Source organism: Pectobacterium cacticida, assembly GCF_036885195.1.
GTDB lineage: Bacteria > Pseudomonadota > Gammaproteobacteria > Enterobacterales > Enterobacteriaceae > Pectobacterium > Pectobacterium cacticida.
Genome location: NZ_CP133656.1, coordinates 509,261 through 523,628, shown reverse-complemented (window position 1 = coordinate 523,628; position 14,368 = coordinate 509,261). Strand labels below are relative to the sequence as shown.

Genomic DNA, 14,368 nt, shown 5'->3' with positions numbered 1-14,368 from the left:
AGACCTCGCGGTGAAACCGACTAAACGCATAACAATCAGTGATATCGCCGCACTGGCTGGGGTGTCTAAATCCACGGCCAGTCTGGTGCTCAACGGGCGTAGTAAAGAGTTCCGTGTTTCTGATGAAACCCGCGATCGCATTCTGGCCATCGCACATGAGCAGCGTTATCAGCCCAGTATTCACGCCCGTTCACTGCGCTCCTCACGTAGCAATACGTTGGGGCTGGTGGTGCCGGAAATGACTAACTATGGTTTTGCGGTCATTTCCCGTGAGTTAGAGATGCTGTGCCGGGAAGCCGGGCTACAGTTGCTGATTGCCTGCACCGATGAAAATGCCAGTCAGGAAATGATGGCGGTCAACAGCCTGGTGCAGCGTCAGGTCGATGGGCTGATTGTCGCCTCCAGCCTGCTCACCGATACTGAATACCAGAAGATTAATCAGCAGTTGCCTGTTGTGCTGTTTGACCGTGCTATCGGTCACTCCACGTTGCCAATGGTGATTTCTGAGGCGGTAGAATCAACGGCGGAAATGATCGAACGTATCGCCCGCCAGCATCATGATGAGTTTTATTTCATCGGTGGACAACCGCGGATTTCCCCGACGCGACACCGTCTGGAGGGGTTCCAGCTCGGGCTGGCACGTGCGGGAATCGAATGCAAACCCGAATGGATTCTTCACGGTAGCTACCATTCCAGCTCGGGTTATGAAATGTTTGCCCAACTGTGCGCCACGCTGGGGCGCCCGCCGCAAGCGCTATTTGTCGCCGCCTGCGGCCTGATGGAGGGCGTGCTGCGTTATATGAACCAGCATGACCTGATGGAAAGCGGTATCCGTTTATGCTGTTTTGACGATCACTATCTGTTTGATTGTCTACCGTTGAAGATCGATACCGTGGCGCAGGATTGTGAAAATTTGGCGCGCAGTAGCTTTGAGATGGTAACAAGCCTGATTGCGCAACAGCCGCTTGAAGACGTTCAGCGCTATATTCCAACACGTATTCACTGGCGTCACCCTGATTCACGGGCATAGCGCCTGCTCAAATTGCGCCTCCAGAACGTAACACCGATCGATGGGTGTAAAAAAAGAATGCGGATTGAGCTGGACGTGATTCCCCGGTTGCTCATCCCGCATTCTTTCTTAAACCGCCTTCAATCGTTATTTAGCGGCGGCCGTTTCCGCGCCGACCAGGCCAACCTTAAGGTAACCCGCTTTACGCAGTGAATCCATTACACTCATGATGGTTTCATAATCGACGCTTTTATCCGCCTGGAAGAAAATTGTCGTTTCTTTATTAGCGTTAGTTTTCGCATCCAGCACCTGAGCCAGCGACTGCTCGTTGATCGCCTCTTCCCCCAGAAACATTTGCTTATCCGCTTTTACCGTCAGATAAAGCGGTTTTTCCGGTCGCGGTTGCGGCGCGGCCGAGGATGCAGGCAGATCGACACGAATGTCTACCGTGGCCAGCGGTGCCGCAACCATAAAGATAATCAACAGAACCAGCATGACGTCAATGAACGGCGTGACGTTAATGTCATGCATTTCGCCGTCATCATTCACGTCCTCCTTCAAATGCATCGCCATGACTCAACCCACCCGCAGTTTATGCGCCGCCGATGCCGCCAGATTTTCATGGCTGGCGGCAACATCCAGATCGCGACTTTGCAACAGCAGTACTTGTGCCGCCACATCGCCGACCATCGCTTTATAGCCCGCAATCGAGCGAGCAAAAACGTTGTAGATAACCACCGCAGGGATCGCCGCGACCAGGCCGATCGCCGTCGCCAGCAGGGCTTCTGCGATCCCTGGCGCGACAACCGCCAGATTTGTCGTTTGCGTTTGCGCGATACCAATGAAGCTGTTCATGATGCCCCATACCGTACCGAACAGGCCGACAAAAGGCGCAATCGCACCGACCGTGGCCAAATAGCCATTTCCTCGCCCCATATAACGGCCAGTAGCTGCCACACGGCGCTCCAGACGGAATGCGGTACGCTCTTTAATGCCGTTATTGTCATCAGAACGTGCGGAAAGCTCCAGTTCGTTCTGCGCATCCGCCAGCAATTGCTGTGCGACGCTGCCAGCTTTGAATGCTTCAGCCGTATCCAGCGCCTCCTCCAGCGTTCTCGCCTGTTCCAGCGCCAGATATTCACGGCGCAAGCGGCGTTTAGCGCCGGACATGCCGACACTTTTGCTAAAGAAGATCGCCCAGGTAATCACCGAGGCCAGCAGCAAACCGATCATCACCGTTTTCACCACGGCGTCGGCATGTTGATACATACCCCAGACGGATAAGTCGGTTTGCATCAGGTTATTACTCCCCGCCGCCGCACTCGCTGGCAGCGTAAGCGCTGACGTCGTATCGGGTGTCGCAGGCGTAGAAGGATTTGGCATTGCTGGCTGAGTTGCGTCTCCTGCCGCTGACGGTGCCGTCGTGGGTGCGGTATTTTCTGTCGCTAGCGGTACCGTCGCGGGTGCAGCAAACGCATTTCCACATAGCCCCGCCGTAAAAAGTAGAATAGCCAGCACGCTACGGGAAAATGCGCTAAATGCGCCACGTTTTTGTTGCCAGGTCATTAACACCTGTTGAATTCTATTATCGACAGCCGTCTTCACGCTGTGCCTCCACTATTCATTCTGAATCCTACCTGCCTATGTCCGCAGGTATCATGTCGCAATAACGCAGCCCAAAATAATACCAAACCATGAACGAATTGATAGTCGTTCTCATTATTATTTACACCAGATAACGCATTTTCCCGACATTCTGACAACTTTTCTGGAGATTACCGATCGTTAAAAACCCGCCCACAGGCCGCCCAAGCCGTGATAACGTAGAGGTTAATGTGTACTCGTATCAATCCAACCCGACTTCACTATCCCCTATGCGCTCTAGCAAGAATCGCTGGCGAAGTGAGTCATCAGTAGCGTTGAGTAAAAAAGGTGGTAGTGGCTATGACAAGCAAAAAAACGGCAACTGCGTTAGTCGCCGCGGGACGCAGTAAGAAATTCACCCAGGGTTCCGTCAATCCCGTGATTCAACGGGCTTCTTCCCTAGTATTCGATACCGTACAAGATAAGAAACATGCCACCGTTAATCGCGCGAAAGGCGCGCTGTTCTACGGTCGTCGCGGCACCTTGACCCATTTTTCTTTTCAGGAAGCCATGGTGGAATTGGAAGGTGGCGTAGGTTGCGCATTGTACCCCTGCGGCGCTGCCGCGATTTCTAACGCGATCCTCTCTTTTGTCGCGGCCGGCGACCACATTCTGGTGACAGAATCGGCCTATGAACCCACGCAGGATTTCTGTACCACCGTGCTTAAGAAGTTGAACGTTAATACCACCTATTTCCCGCCACTTATCGGCGCCAATATTGCTGAACTGATCCAACCCAATACCAAGGTTGTCTTTCTCGAATCGCCAGGTTCTATCACCATGGAAGTGCAGGATGTGCCAGCGATTGTTCAAGCCGTGCGCCAAATCAATCCTGAGATCGTTATCATGATCGATAATACCTGGGCGGCGGGCATTTTATTCAAAGCATTCGACTTCGATATTGATATCTCTATTCAGGCGGGGACGAAGTATATTGTCGGGCATTCCGATGCCATGCTCGGCACAGCGGTGGCGAATGCACGCTGCTGGGAGCAACTGCGTGAGCATTCTTACCTGATGGGGCAAATGGTGGATGCCGATACCGCTTATGTCGCCAGCCGCGGCCTGCGCACATTAGGCATCAGGCTTAAACAGCATCAGGAAAGCAGCATTCGCATTGCGAAGTGGCTGGAGCAACGCCCGGAGGTCGCCGTGGTCAATCACCCTGCGCTACCGGGATGCAAAGGGCATGAGTTCTACGTCCGTGATTTTAGTGGCTGTAACGGCTTGTTTTCCTTCGTGCTAAAGACGAAGTTGAGTAAAGAAGCGCTGGCGCACTATCTGGATCACTTTGAGCACTTCAGCATGGCGTATTCCTGGGGAGGTTTTGAGTCTCTGATTCTGGCCAACCAGCCGGAAGAGCTGGCACGTATCCGCCCGGTTAGCGGTGTGGATTTTACTGGCACACTCATCCGGTTACATATCGGGCTTGAAGACAGTGACGATCTGATCGACGATCTGGCGGCCGGTTTCGATAGGCTGAACATCCAATAGGGCAGCCGCCAGCACAGCATGGCAACGGTTAGAAAAGCAACATCAATGCCGGGCAATTGCAAGGCTTGGCCGTCGAGGTTTTCTCTACGTTTTAGCAGGCGGTAGGATATACATGCGTAAATGGCGCTTGGAAGCGGCGTAACATCGACCAATATTTTGCAAAGAGATTTCGGGTGATTCAGCGTTCTAGCGCCGTAACCTGAGAGAGTGAATATCGTCACGGGCGGGAAGTTATATGAGTGTGGTTCACGACATTATTCAGGCGCTCTGGCAACAGGATTTTAGTGCGCTCGCCGATCCCCATATTATTTGGGTGGTTTACGGTATTCTGTTCACTACGCTGTTTCTGGAGAACGGCCTGTTACCGGCGTCTTTTCTACCCGGCGATAGCCTGCTGTTGTTAACCGGCGCTATGATTGCTAAAGGAGTAATGAGCTTCTTCCCTACCATGATTTTGCTCACCGTTGCCGCCAGCCTCGGCTGTTGGCTTAGCTACCTTCAAGGGCGCTGGCTGGGGGATACACGGATGGTAAAGGGTTGGCTATTGCAGCTTCCGGCCCATTACCATCAGCGAGCTCATTTGCTGTTCCACCGTCACGGCCTCGCGGCATTGCTAGTCGGCCGTTTCCTGGCCTTTATCCGCACGCTATTACCAACAATGGCGGGCATTTCCGGCTTAAACAATCTACGTTTTCAAATTTTTAACTGGTTAAGCGGGCTGCTATGGGTCGGAGGAATTGTCTCGCTGGGCTATGCGCTCAGTCACATCCCGGTAGTCAAACGCTATGAGGACCAGGTAATGACGGCGTTGATTCTGCTCCCTATGATTTTGCTGGTTAGCGGCCTGCTCGGTATGGCCATTGTGATATGGCGAAAAAAGCGTGCCGTCGTCTGAGAGGGCTCTCCCCGACTGGCTTAGCGCCTATCCCAGTAGGCGTCATTGTCGCTGTCAGTTTGGTCACGGACAGCGCGCAGAAACCGGAGCGTACACGGAGTACGTGAGGATTTCGAGCACTGCCCAGGGCCAAAATGGCAAGTAAAATAGCCCTGATGGGATAGGTTCTTAGGGTCTTTAATTTTCTTCAACGGCTATGTTACCGCCTTTTAATCTGGCAATCTCATCGCTCGGCGTCGCACCGAAGTAACGCTTAAATTCCCGGCTAAACTGCGACATGCTTTCGTACCCAACACGCGCTGCGGCAATACCGGCCCTCAACCCCTCATTGAGCATCATCACACGCGCTTTATGTAAGCGATAAGATTTTAGGTACTGCAAGGGTGATGTGTTCGTGACCGCTTTGAAATTATGATGAAACGCCGAGACACTCATGTTTACCTCAGCCGCCAGTTGTTCTACCGTCAGGTTATCGGCGTAGTGGTTTTCTATACGTCGCAGCACCTTGGCGATCTGGCTAAAGTGCGTATGTCGATTCACCAGCGCCTGCAATGCAACACCGCTTTCACCACAAAGCATATAATAGATAATCTCACGCACTATCGCCGGGCCGAGCACACGGGCATCACGCGGGTTATCCATTGCGTACAGCAGTCGTTCGACGGCACAGAGGATCTCGTTGTTTAGCGGTGCGCTCGTCACCCCACAGGTGCAAGTGCAGGGGCGCACGGCACTGTCGTCGTCACCAATATCAATCAGTAAATCCTGAAGCATCTGAATATCGATACGAATCGCCATTCCCACCAACGGGTTCTCAAGGCTGGCTCTCGTTTCGCATTCAAACGGGAGCGGCACCGTCATCAACAGGTAGTTTTCTGGATCGTATTGAAATGTTTTCCCACCCAGATAGCCTACCTTCTGTCCCTGAAAAATAATCACAATCGTCGGCTCATACATGACCGGCACGCGCGGATGGTGTTGTTCCGTATAAAAAATTTTGACCTGCGGCACGAGTGAAAGCGCGGCCCCATTTTGGGTTGAACAGCGGATTGCCTGTTGCACAATACGGTTGCGCACCGCTTGTAGCGGATCTAGGGGGGCATGTGTTTTTGTTGGTTGAACATATTGCTTGCTGGGGTTTTCCATAAACATAGTGTCACCTCGCTGCTGGTCTACTTTTTTACCCGACGTGTCGCCCTTTAAGGAGAAACAAAATGACATATTCGTCCTTTATTATCACCATTTTCTCCTTATTTTTGTAGAAATAGGCAAAAGTAGAGCAGAAATATGCATTGAACGTCTTTGATAGTTTGATGACACTATTGAACCTGTATTCATCCCTTCATCATTTGAGGTAAGACATGAATAAAACGATTGAATTGTTCACCTCACACCGCAGTGAACGTAGCTATCTTGATAAAGATATTCCAGATGACATTCTGGATGCGATTATTCAGTCCGCTCATTTGGCGCCCACATCCGTGAACTCTCAGCAAGTGTCGCTCATCGTAACTCGCGATCCGGAACGCAGAGCGCGTATTGCCGAGCTGGCGGGCGGGCAACCCTGGATAGCAAAAGCGCCTGTGTTCATCACCGTCGTGCTGGATATGCACAAAACGCAGGTCGGCATTGCGATGAGCGGCAAGCAGCAGCATGCGCATGAAAGCATCGAAAGCCTGATCTCCGGTACGACGGATGTCGGCATTGCCCTCGGCACGCTCATGGCAGCCGCACGCTCTTTTGGGTTAGGCATCGTCCCAATTGGTGGCATTCGTCGTGAGCCACAGGCGATGATCGACCTTCTGGCGCTGCCTGAACTGACGTTCCCGGTCGTCGGCCTGACGATAGGCTACGTGGATAATCCCGCACATCAGAAACCTCGCCTGCCGCTAACGTCATTCCGCCATGATGAAACCTATCATCAGGAGGTTCTGCCCGAAGCAATCAGGCAATACAACCAGACGCTGATGACACATTGGCAACAAACCGGCCGCACAGACGGCGAAGACTGGGGGAACAACACCGCCAGTTACTATCAGCATATTTATTTTCCAAAAGTCCTGCCCGCGATCCTCCAGCAGGGCTTTAAACTGGATCAGTAGTCTATGCCGCATTCCACGCTTCATGCTCTGGCAGGCGAACGTAACGCCTGCCACTCTCCAAATCTTGATGACTGACAACAGCATGAAGCGTGTGGGATGCCCACTCCCAGCCGCCGCCAATCATCAGGCGGCGCATTAACGGCGTTCCCCCTCTCATTCGGGTTATCGGAGAAAACACGATGGCGTTGCTCGGTCTCGATACAGTGCCTGGCAAGGGGAACCCGCCGTTCGCTTTATTGTCTTATGCTATGGGTGGCTATTTTTTATACTAATCTACATGACATATACCTGTTCTTACGTGGAAGTTAATGGTTTTATGATCATAATTTTATGAGCGTAATAGGAACAGGTTATCCATCCAATTAATGCTATAACGCGTTGATGGATTAACGGATATAAAAGGAGAATGAGATGACACAACCAAAAGTTAAGCTGGCGGACGGCAATATCATGCCCCAGTTGGGCCTTGGTGTCTGGCGCGCGAGCAGTGAAGACACGGTAAAAGCCGTGACAGAAGCATTGTCGCTCGGTTATCGAGCCATCGACACCGCCGCGATTTATAAGAATGAAGATGCCGTTGGTCAAGCGCTCAGTGCCGCTAATCTACCACGTGAAGAGGTATTTATTACCACCAAACTCTGGAACAGCGATCATCTCCATCCGCAAAAAGCGCTGGAAGAAAGTCTGAGGAAACTTCGGTTAGATTATGTCGACCTCTATCTGATCCACTGGCCGCTTCCACAGCAAAATACCTTCGTGGATGCTTGGCGAGGGCTCATCAAACTTCAGGAACAGGGCTTGGTAAAAAGTATCGGCGTCAGCAATTTCCACATTCACCATTTACAGCGATTACAGGAAGAGACCGGGGTACTGCCGGTTATCGATCAAATCGAGCTGCATCCACTTCTCCAGCAAAAACAACTCCACGCCTGGAATGCTACGCATCACATCCAGACGGAGTCATGGAGCCCGCTTGCACAGGGAGGAGAAGGTGTTTTTGACCATCCGGTGATCCGTAAATTGGCCGCAAAATATGGCAAAACGCCCGCACAAATCGTGATCCGCTGGCATCTTGACAGTGGGCTGGTGGTTATCCCTAAATCGGTTACGCCAGCGCGCATTAAGGAAAACTTTGAAGTATTCGATTTCCGTCTGGATAAAGATGAATTGAGTGATATTGCCAAGCTGGACTGCGGAAAGCGACTAGGGTCGGATCCTGACAAGCCGAGAAATGACTAGTTTTCTGAGATGCCAGCATGCCCGTGCTGGCCTATTTTTTAATCGGCAAACTGGATTTCATACACATCGCTACGGCAATATGCTTCACTGTATTCAAGCAGTTCACCCTGTTCGTTATAAACGTGCAGTTGGCAATACAGTACGGGCGCAGCGACTGCGATATCGAGACGTGCCGCAATCTCTGCTGAGCACGCCATCGCTTTGAAACGATAGCGCTTTTTGTCCGGTGTGATCCCCCGCGCCAACCAATATTGGTAGAGGGACTGCTCAAGCTCGCCCGGATCTGGCAAAAATGGCCGCGGTATCCATGTTGTTTCCAGTGAAACTGGCTCGCCATTGCTAAGCCGGACACGTTGCAGGTAGGTGACAGATTCCGCTTCCGGCAGCGACATTTTCGCCGCGATGGCAGCCGGTAGAACCTTTATAGTTTTCTCTACCCAAAGACTCCCCGCAACGCCCCCTTGCTTTAGCACCAATGCCGTGAATCCCTCATCTCCAGCACTCAGCACATATTCGAGCCGCTGAGCGATGCGGGTTCCTACGCCCTGCTGACGAACAATCAACCCCTTTTTTTCCAGTAGCGATAGAGAACGAGACACCGTCACGCGCGATAGTCCTAACTGCTGAGCCATCAATCTTTCCGCGGGTAAGAATTGGCCTGACAATAACTTACGATGGCCGATCTCTGATTCCAGCAACGACGCGAGCTGCATATAGCGAGGCGCTGACGATGATGCCTTAGCCAGTTGATCTCTGACCCAAAGCAATAATTCCCGCATAGTACCGCCTCTTTAAATGACACGATGATTGCGGCGTACAGGCGCAAACGGAAATGAACCTGGCTTCCTTAATTAATAAGGAAGCGAAACGCCCTAATGTTAAACGTATGTCATTAGGGTATCGTCCGCACGTCGCTGTATCTTTAATCACAGCTTGCACGAATAGCACATTAAGCGGGGTTTAGGTCTCAGGCTGTACGATGATCTGCCCCGTCGAACCACGATCGGCCAATTCCAACGTCTGGCTGTAATACAGAAAAGGGAAAGCCAGTGAGGAGGGCTGCATAAAATAAACGAGCAGTTCAACGTCGCTATCCACCCATACAGTATCTTTCCATCCGCTATCTTCCACCGTAGGCGGGCTACCGTTCGCGCTACGCACCAGAAACTTCACGCCTTGAATATGGAAGGCTTGCGGCGTATCGGCGTGGATAATCCAGCGCTCGCAGCGGCCAAGATGAGTTTGTACATCGGCGCGCGACATATCCCACATTGCGCCATTGATGCCAGGCAGGCGGTCACCCAAACGAAACTCACGCGTGCGGCTGATATGGCCTTCAATAATATTGTCCGCCAGCAAGCGCATCGGGAGATTGTCAGTGACTAACGACAATAATCCCGTTGGCCTCAGCGTGAGTATTTGAGTAGAAATCAGAATGCTGGAAGGTTCAAAGAGGCCGCGTAGACGATCCATAATCCCGGCTGACTCACCAGCCGTTAGCGTAACGTCTTCACCTTGCGACATATCGATCACGATTTCGCGTCGTTCACCGGGAGCGAGAGAAAGTTGGTTTACCGCCATCGGCGCCGGCAATAACCCTTGATCGCTGGCAATCACATGCATTGGCCGACCATCGCTCAAGCGCATGACATAGCGGCGGGAATTTGACGCGTTCAGTAATCTCAGGCGCACCCAACCGCGAGCAACCTCAACAAAAGGATTTTGGACACCATTAACTAACAATGAATCGCCCATAAAGCCGCCATTGGCGGGCGGATCATAGAGCGGGACGCCAAAATTATCCAGACGCTTATCCTGAATAATCAGGGGAAAATCATCAACGCCGTAGTGGCTGGGAAGCGGCAGGGATTTACTGATGCGATCTTCAATCAGCCATAGTCCTGCCAAGCCATTATAAATATGTTGCGCCATCCGGTTAGGCGTACTGGCATGATACCAGCAGGTTGCCGACGGTTGGCGAATAGGCAAGACCGGCGACCAGTCGGCGCCAGGAGAAATAATACGGGAAGCGCCCCCCATCAGCGGGCCGGGCACTAGCAGACCGCCAACCGTCATTGCAACGGGTTCTGTCAGTCGGTTGCTATAAATCAGCTTAACATCATCGCCTTCATACACGCGTACTGTCGGCCCAAGATAGCGGCCATTGATACCCCAAATCGCGGTTTTATGGCCTTCAGAAAAGGCCCAATGAGCACGCTGCATAGTCAAAAAAAGAGGCTGCCCACGACGCGACTCCAGTAAAGGGGGAATTGGCAACGCGATGCCATTGCCACTGGCTTTCGCTCCCAATGGCATCATACCCGCACATAACGCCAGGCCCGATGCCTGAATAAACTGACGTCGGCTGAGTGACATAATGACTCCGTAAATCCATTAACCGTAAGCAACATTTAACTTCCGATGCCATCTTCGGAAGGAATGATTCACCGATGGTGTAAACCCGATGTGGAACCTATTTTTTATTTGCCATCTCGCGCTCGGCGACTTCCGCATCTAATGCCGCAATCTTAGCGGCCATGATATCGTGGCAGTGTGCTGCCAACTCACGCACTTGCTCTTTGGTATACGCACGGGTATCAATGGGCGGTAGCATTTCGATGATAACGAGGCCGTTATTCCAGCGGTTCAATTTTACTTTATTACTGGTGTTGGAAACACAAATCGGCACGATTGGCACACCCGCGCTAATCGCGGCATGAAAAGCGCCGGTTTTGAAAGGGAGCAAGCCACGCCCTCGGCTTCGGGTCCCTTCTGGGAACATCCAGATAGAGGCATTACGCTCTTTAATATACTTCACCACCTGAGCGATAGTGCCATGCGCTTTAGCGCGGTTCTCTCGATCGATCAGTAAATTTCCCGTTAACCAATAAAGCGGCCCAAAAAATGGGATCCATAATAAGCTTTTCTTACCCACGGTTACGGTTCGCGGCTGAACCATTTTGGATACGGTCACCATGTCGTAATTATTCTGATGATTGGCAATGTAGATGCAGTTACCGTAATGCGCGGCTTCTTCTGGTATCCGCGTTTCAACTTGCAGCCCAAACACACTGGACAGTCGACCAAAAAGATGACCAAAAGTGGCCACATGACGCGGATCTCTTGGGCTAAACAGGCAGTAAATCAAGCCCAAAATACAGACCAAAAGTGAAAACACAACGACAATAAAAAAACGCAAAATGGATAACATAGTAACCTCATTAGCCGACCGCCGCCGCTAGTATAGCGGTTTCGCGCTAAAACACACGGCGACTCAAATGGCGGCGAAATGGTAACAAAGCCCCCCAGAAAGGCAGTGTGACACCGCCTTTCTCAACACTCAGGCAATACGGAGGAGTTATTCTTCGCTGTTGGCGTGACGTTGCGGTGGCGCCTCTACCTCAATGCGATCGATGCGTTGCAGCCCACGTAACAGCGTTCCCTTTCGACCACGCTCACCCTGATACTTCTGAAGCTCATTAGGGCGTAACACTAGCTTACGCTTACCAAAATAGAGCGTAACGGAAGCTTGTGGCGGTAATACGTAGAGCCAGGCCAAGCGATCTTTACCTTCAGCCAAATCAGCCGGAGAGATAGCTACAATCTTGTTGCCTTTACCTTTCGACAACTGCGGCAAATCGGAAACCGGGAACAGCAGCATTCGTCCAGCGGCAGTAATCGCCATGAGTAGATGATCGTCACCATGAATCTCAATGGGCGCCAGCGCCTTCGCATTATCCGGTAGCGTAATGATTGCTTTACCTGCGCGATTACGCGCCACCAGATCGTTGAAGGTACAGACGAAGCCATAGCCTGCATCCGATGCCATGAGAAGCGGCTGATCGTCTGCGGCCATCAGCACCTGTTCAATCGTCGCGCCAGGTGGCAATGTGAGCTTGCCCGTTAGCGGTTCCCCTTGGCCACGCGCGGAAGGCATGGTGATCGGATCCAACGCATAACTACGGCCCGTCGAGTCAATAAACACCACGGGCTGGTTGCTCTTGCCTTTCGCTGCGGCGCGGAAGCTATCACCCGCCTTGTAGCTGAGGCCGGCCGGATCGATATCATGCCCTTTAGCGCTGCGTACCCAACCCATTTCTGACAGCACGATGGTAACCGGTTCAGACGGCACAAAGTCATGTTCGCTCATCGCTTTTGCTTCGCTGCGCTCACGCAACGGCGAACGGCGCTCGTCGCCATAAGCGAGTGCATCCGCCTGAATCTCTTTCTTAATCAGATTACTAAGCTTACGCTCCGACGCCAAAAGCGCTTGCAGTCGATCGCGTTCTTTGGCCAAATCGCTCTGCTCACCGCGAATTTTCACCTCTTCCAACTTGGCCAGATGGCGTAATTTCAACTCAAGGATCGCTTCGGCCTGTGTTTCACTCAGGCTAAACTGTCGCATCAGAACGGGCTTCGGCTCATCTTCCGTACGAATGATGTGAATCACTTCATCAATATTCAGGAATGCGATCAACAAACCTTCCAGAATATGCAGGCGCTTAAGCACTTTCTCCAGACGATAATTCAGGCGCCGACGTACCGTGTCTCGACGAAATGTCAGCCATTCGCCGAGGATGTCAACCAGCCCTTTTACGCCGGGACGCCCATCCAAACCGATCATGTTCATGTTAACGCGATAGCTTTTTTCAAGATCGGTCGTCGCGAACAGATGGTTCATCACCTGATCCATATCGATACGGTTCGAGCGCGGCACCAACACCAAACGAGTAGGGTTCTCGTGATCGGATTCATCCCGCAGGTCTTCCACCATCGGCAGCTTTTTCGCCCGCATCTGGCTGGCTATCTGTTCCAGCACTTTAGCGCCGGAAACCTGATGCGGCAGCGCGGTAATGACTACATCACCGTCTTCTTTCTTCCAGACCGCCCGCATACGCACCGAGCCACGACCGTTCTGGTAAAGTTTACGCACTTCGTTGCGGGGTGTGATGATTTCGGCTTCCGTCGGAAAATCCGGCCCCTGTACATGCTGGAGTAATTCATCCAGCGTGGCCTGAGGGTTTTCCAACAACGTGACCGCCGCCGCCGCAACTTCACGCACATTGTGCGGTGGAATATCCGTCGCCATCCCGACGGCGATCCCCGTGGTGCCGTTCAGCAAAATATTCGGCAGACGCGCAGGCAGCATTTTCGGCTCTTGCAGAGTGCCATCAAAATTCGAGGTGTAATCGACAGTGCCTTGACCTAACTCCGACAACAACACTTCCGCATACTTGGACAGTCGGGATTCGGTATAACGCATGGCGGCAAACGATTTCGGATCGTCCGGCGCACCCCAGTTACCCTGTCCGTCCACCAACGGATAGCGGTAAGAGAACGGCTGCGCCATCAGTACCATTGCTTCATAACAGGCGCTGTCGCCATGCGGATGGTATTTACCCAGCACATCACCTACGGTACGCGCAGATTTTTTAAACTTGGCACTGGCATTCAGCCCCAGCTCGGACATCGCATACACAATCCGACGCTGCACCGGTTTCAGGCCATCGCCAATGAACGGTAATGCCCTATCCATGATGACGTACATGGAATAATTCAGGTAAGCATTTTCGGTAAACGTGCGCAGCGCAAGGCTCTCTGCGCCGTCATGAGTCATTTCACTCATTTATCTTATTCCTTCACATCGCGACACGATGGTTACGCTTTCCGCTACGCCATAGCAGCGGTAGGTTTGGCGGGAATAGTACCTTATCCAATGCGGTGATGTCACAAGGAACCACGTCGTTCACCCTTTATGATAGTTGACGCTACGGGTTCATTGCCCTCGTATCCGTATCGGGGAAGAGAACGATCATCCACGCGGTAGACACCGAATGCATGGAGCCAATGTCGCCTTCAATCACCTATCATATTGTATTAAACCGCTAGGAAACAGATTAATCCTACTAACGATAAAACGATCCATTTTATTAGTTGTACTTATTCAATCAGGCTCACCTCTTTGTTAATCATGACTATACTTCA

Annotated in this window: 13 protein-coding genes; 5 read left to right on the top strand and 8 right to left on the bottom strand. The window is 52.0% G+C overall.

The features are described 5' to 3' along the window. The first annotated feature begins 10 nt into the window (after nt 1-10). A complete protein-coding gene (locus tag RFN81_RS02470; RefSeq protein WP_264497636.1) occupies nt 11-1,030 on the top strand; it encodes a substrate-binding domain-containing protein in 1,020 nt (339 codons plus the stop codon). A gap of 126 nt (nt 1,031-1,156) precedes the next feature. Here the strand turns inward: RFN81_RS02470 and exbD are convergent, their stop codons facing one another. Together exbD and exbB are read right to left on the bottom strand one after the other, a co-directional pair. After that, the gene (gene exbD / locus RFN81_RS02465) at nt 1,157-1,582 is read right to left on the bottom strand and encodes a TonB system transport protein ExbD (protein WP_264497635.1); all 426 of its coding nucleotides are present in this window, start codon (nt 1,580-1,582) and stop codon (nt 1,157-1,159) included. A 3-nt stretch (nt 1,583-1,585) separates the two neighbouring features. Continuing rightward, entirely contained in the window at nt 1,586-2,614 is a 1,029-nt protein-coding gene (gene exbB / locus RFN81_RS02460; protein WP_264497634.1) for a tol-pal system-associated acyl-CoA thioesterase, read from the bottom strand. 339 nt (nt 2,615-2,953) lie between these two features. Here exbB and metC point away from each other — a divergent pair, with 339 nt between their 5' ends. Beyond that, a complete protein-coding gene (metC, locus tag RFN81_RS02455) occupies nt 2,954-4,147 on the top strand; it encodes a cystathionine beta-lyase (RefSeq protein WP_264497633.1) in 1,194 nt (397 codons plus the stop codon). A 235-nt stretch (nt 4,148-4,382) separates the two neighbouring features. Continuing rightward, a complete protein-coding gene (locus tag RFN81_RS02450; RefSeq protein WP_264497632.1) occupies nt 4,383-5,042 on the top strand; it encodes a DedA family protein in 660 nt (219 codons plus the stop codon). Between the two features lie 177 nt (nt 5,043-5,219). Here RFN81_RS02450 and RFN81_RS02445 read toward each other — a convergent pair whose 3' ends face one another. Further along, nucleotides 5,220-6,188: an AraC family transcriptional regulator gene (locus RFN81_RS02445; protein WP_378929275.1), complete on the bottom strand. Its 969-nt coding sequence runs from the start codon at nt 6,186-6,188 to the stop codon at nt 5,220-5,222. 215 nt (nt 6,189-6,403) lie between these two features. Here RFN81_RS02445 and RFN81_RS02440 point away from each other — a divergent pair, with 215 nt between their 5' ends. After that, complete coding sequence (locus tag RFN81_RS02440) at nt 6,404-7,144, top strand: NADPH-dependent oxidoreductase (RefSeq protein WP_264497630.1); 741 nt, start codon at nt 6,404-6,406, stop codon at nt 7,142-7,144. Nucleotide 7,145: 1 nt separating this feature from the next. On the opposite strand, the gene RFN81_RS02435 is transcribed toward RFN81_RS02440, so the two are convergent. Continuing rightward, nucleotides 7,146-7,280 carry a hypothetical protein gene (locus RFN81_RS02435; protein ID WP_264497629.1) on the bottom strand — a complete coding sequence of 45 codons (135 nt, stop codon included), beginning with the start codon at nt 7,278-7,280 and terminating at the stop codon, nt 7,146-7,148. 275 nt (nt 7,281-7,555) lie between these two features. Here RFN81_RS02435 and dkgA point away from each other — a divergent pair, with 275 nt between their 5' ends. Beyond that, on the top strand, nt 7,556-8,383 hold the full coding sequence (gene dkgA, locus RFN81_RS02430) for a 2,5-didehydrogluconate reductase DkgA (protein WP_264497628.1): 828 nt from the start codon (nt 7,556-7,558) through the stop codon (nt 8,381-8,383). Between the two features lie 38 nt (nt 8,384-8,421). Here dkgA and RFN81_RS02425 read toward each other — a convergent pair whose 3' ends face one another. The 4 genes from RFN81_RS02425 to parC form a co-directional block, all read right to left on the bottom strand. After that, on the bottom strand, nt 8,422-9,162 hold the full coding sequence (locus RFN81_RS02425) for a GntR family transcriptional regulator (protein WP_264497627.1): 741 nt from the start codon (nt 9,160-9,162) through the stop codon (nt 8,422-8,424). Nucleotides 9,163-9,343: 181 nt separating this feature from the next. Beyond that, nucleotides 9,344-10,759: a cell division protein FtsP gene (gene ftsP / locus RFN81_RS02420; protein ID WP_264497626.1), complete on the bottom strand. Its 1,416-nt coding sequence runs from the start codon at nt 10,757-10,759 to the stop codon at nt 9,344-9,346. 97 nt (nt 10,760-10,856) lie between these two features. Further along, nucleotides 10,857-11,594: a 1-acylglycerol-3-phosphate O-acyltransferase gene (locus RFN81_RS02415; RefSeq protein ID WP_264497625.1), complete on the bottom strand. Its 738-nt coding sequence runs from the start codon at nt 11,592-11,594 to the stop codon at nt 10,857-10,859. 147 nt (nt 11,595-11,741) lie between these two features. Continuing rightward, the gene (parC, locus tag RFN81_RS02410; protein WP_264497624.1) at nt 11,742-14,009 is read right to left on the bottom strand and encodes a DNA topoisomerase IV subunit A; all 2,268 of its coding nucleotides are present in this window, start codon (nt 14,007-14,009) and stop codon (nt 11,742-11,744) included. Nucleotides 14,010-14,368: the final 359 nt, after the last annotated feature.

What these genes read in the sequence shown, in the direction of transcription:
- exbD (WP_264497635.1), bottom strand. Translation starts at nt 1,582, where the DNA reads ATGGCGATGCATTTGAAGGAGGACGTGAATGATGACGGCGAAATGCAT.
- metC (WP_264497633.1), top strand. Translation starts at nt 2,954, where the DNA reads ATGACAAGCAAAAAAACGGCAACTGCGTTAGTCGCCGCGGGACGCAGT.
- RFN81_RS02450 (WP_264497632.1), top strand. Translation starts at nt 4,383, where the DNA reads ATGAGTGTGGTTCACGACATTATTCAGGCGCTCTGGCAACAGGATTTT.
- RFN81_RS02445 (WP_378929275.1), bottom strand. Translation starts at nt 6,188, where the DNA reads ATGGAAAACCCCAGCAAGCAATATGTTCAACCAACAAAAACACATGCC.
- RFN81_RS02440 (WP_264497630.1), top strand. Translation starts at nt 6,404, where the DNA reads ATGAATAAAACGATTGAATTGTTCACCTCACACCGCAGTGAACGTAGC.
- RFN81_RS02435 (WP_264497629.1), bottom strand. Translation starts at nt 7,280, where the DNA reads ATGCGCCGCCTGATGATTGGCGGCGGCTGGGAGTGGGCATCCCACACG.
- dkgA (WP_264497628.1), top strand. Translation starts at nt 7,556, where the DNA reads ATGACACAACCAAAAGTTAAGCTGGCGGACGGCAATATCATGCCCCAG.
- RFN81_RS02425 (WP_264497627.1), bottom strand. Translation starts at nt 9,162, where the DNA reads ATGCGGGAATTATTGCTTTGGGTCAGAGATCAACTGGCTAAGGCATCA.
- ftsP (WP_264497626.1), bottom strand. Translation starts at nt 10,759, where the DNA reads ATGTCACTCAGCCGACGTCAGTTTATTCAGGCATCGGGCCTGGCGTTA.
- RFN81_RS02415 (WP_264497625.1), bottom strand. Translation starts at nt 11,594, where the DNA reads ATGTTATCCATTTTGCGTTTTTTTATTGTCGTTGTGTTTTCACTTTTG.
- parC (WP_264497624.1), bottom strand. Translation starts at nt 14,009, where the DNA reads ATGAGTGAAATGACTCATGACGGCGCAGAGAGCCTTGCGCTGCGCACG.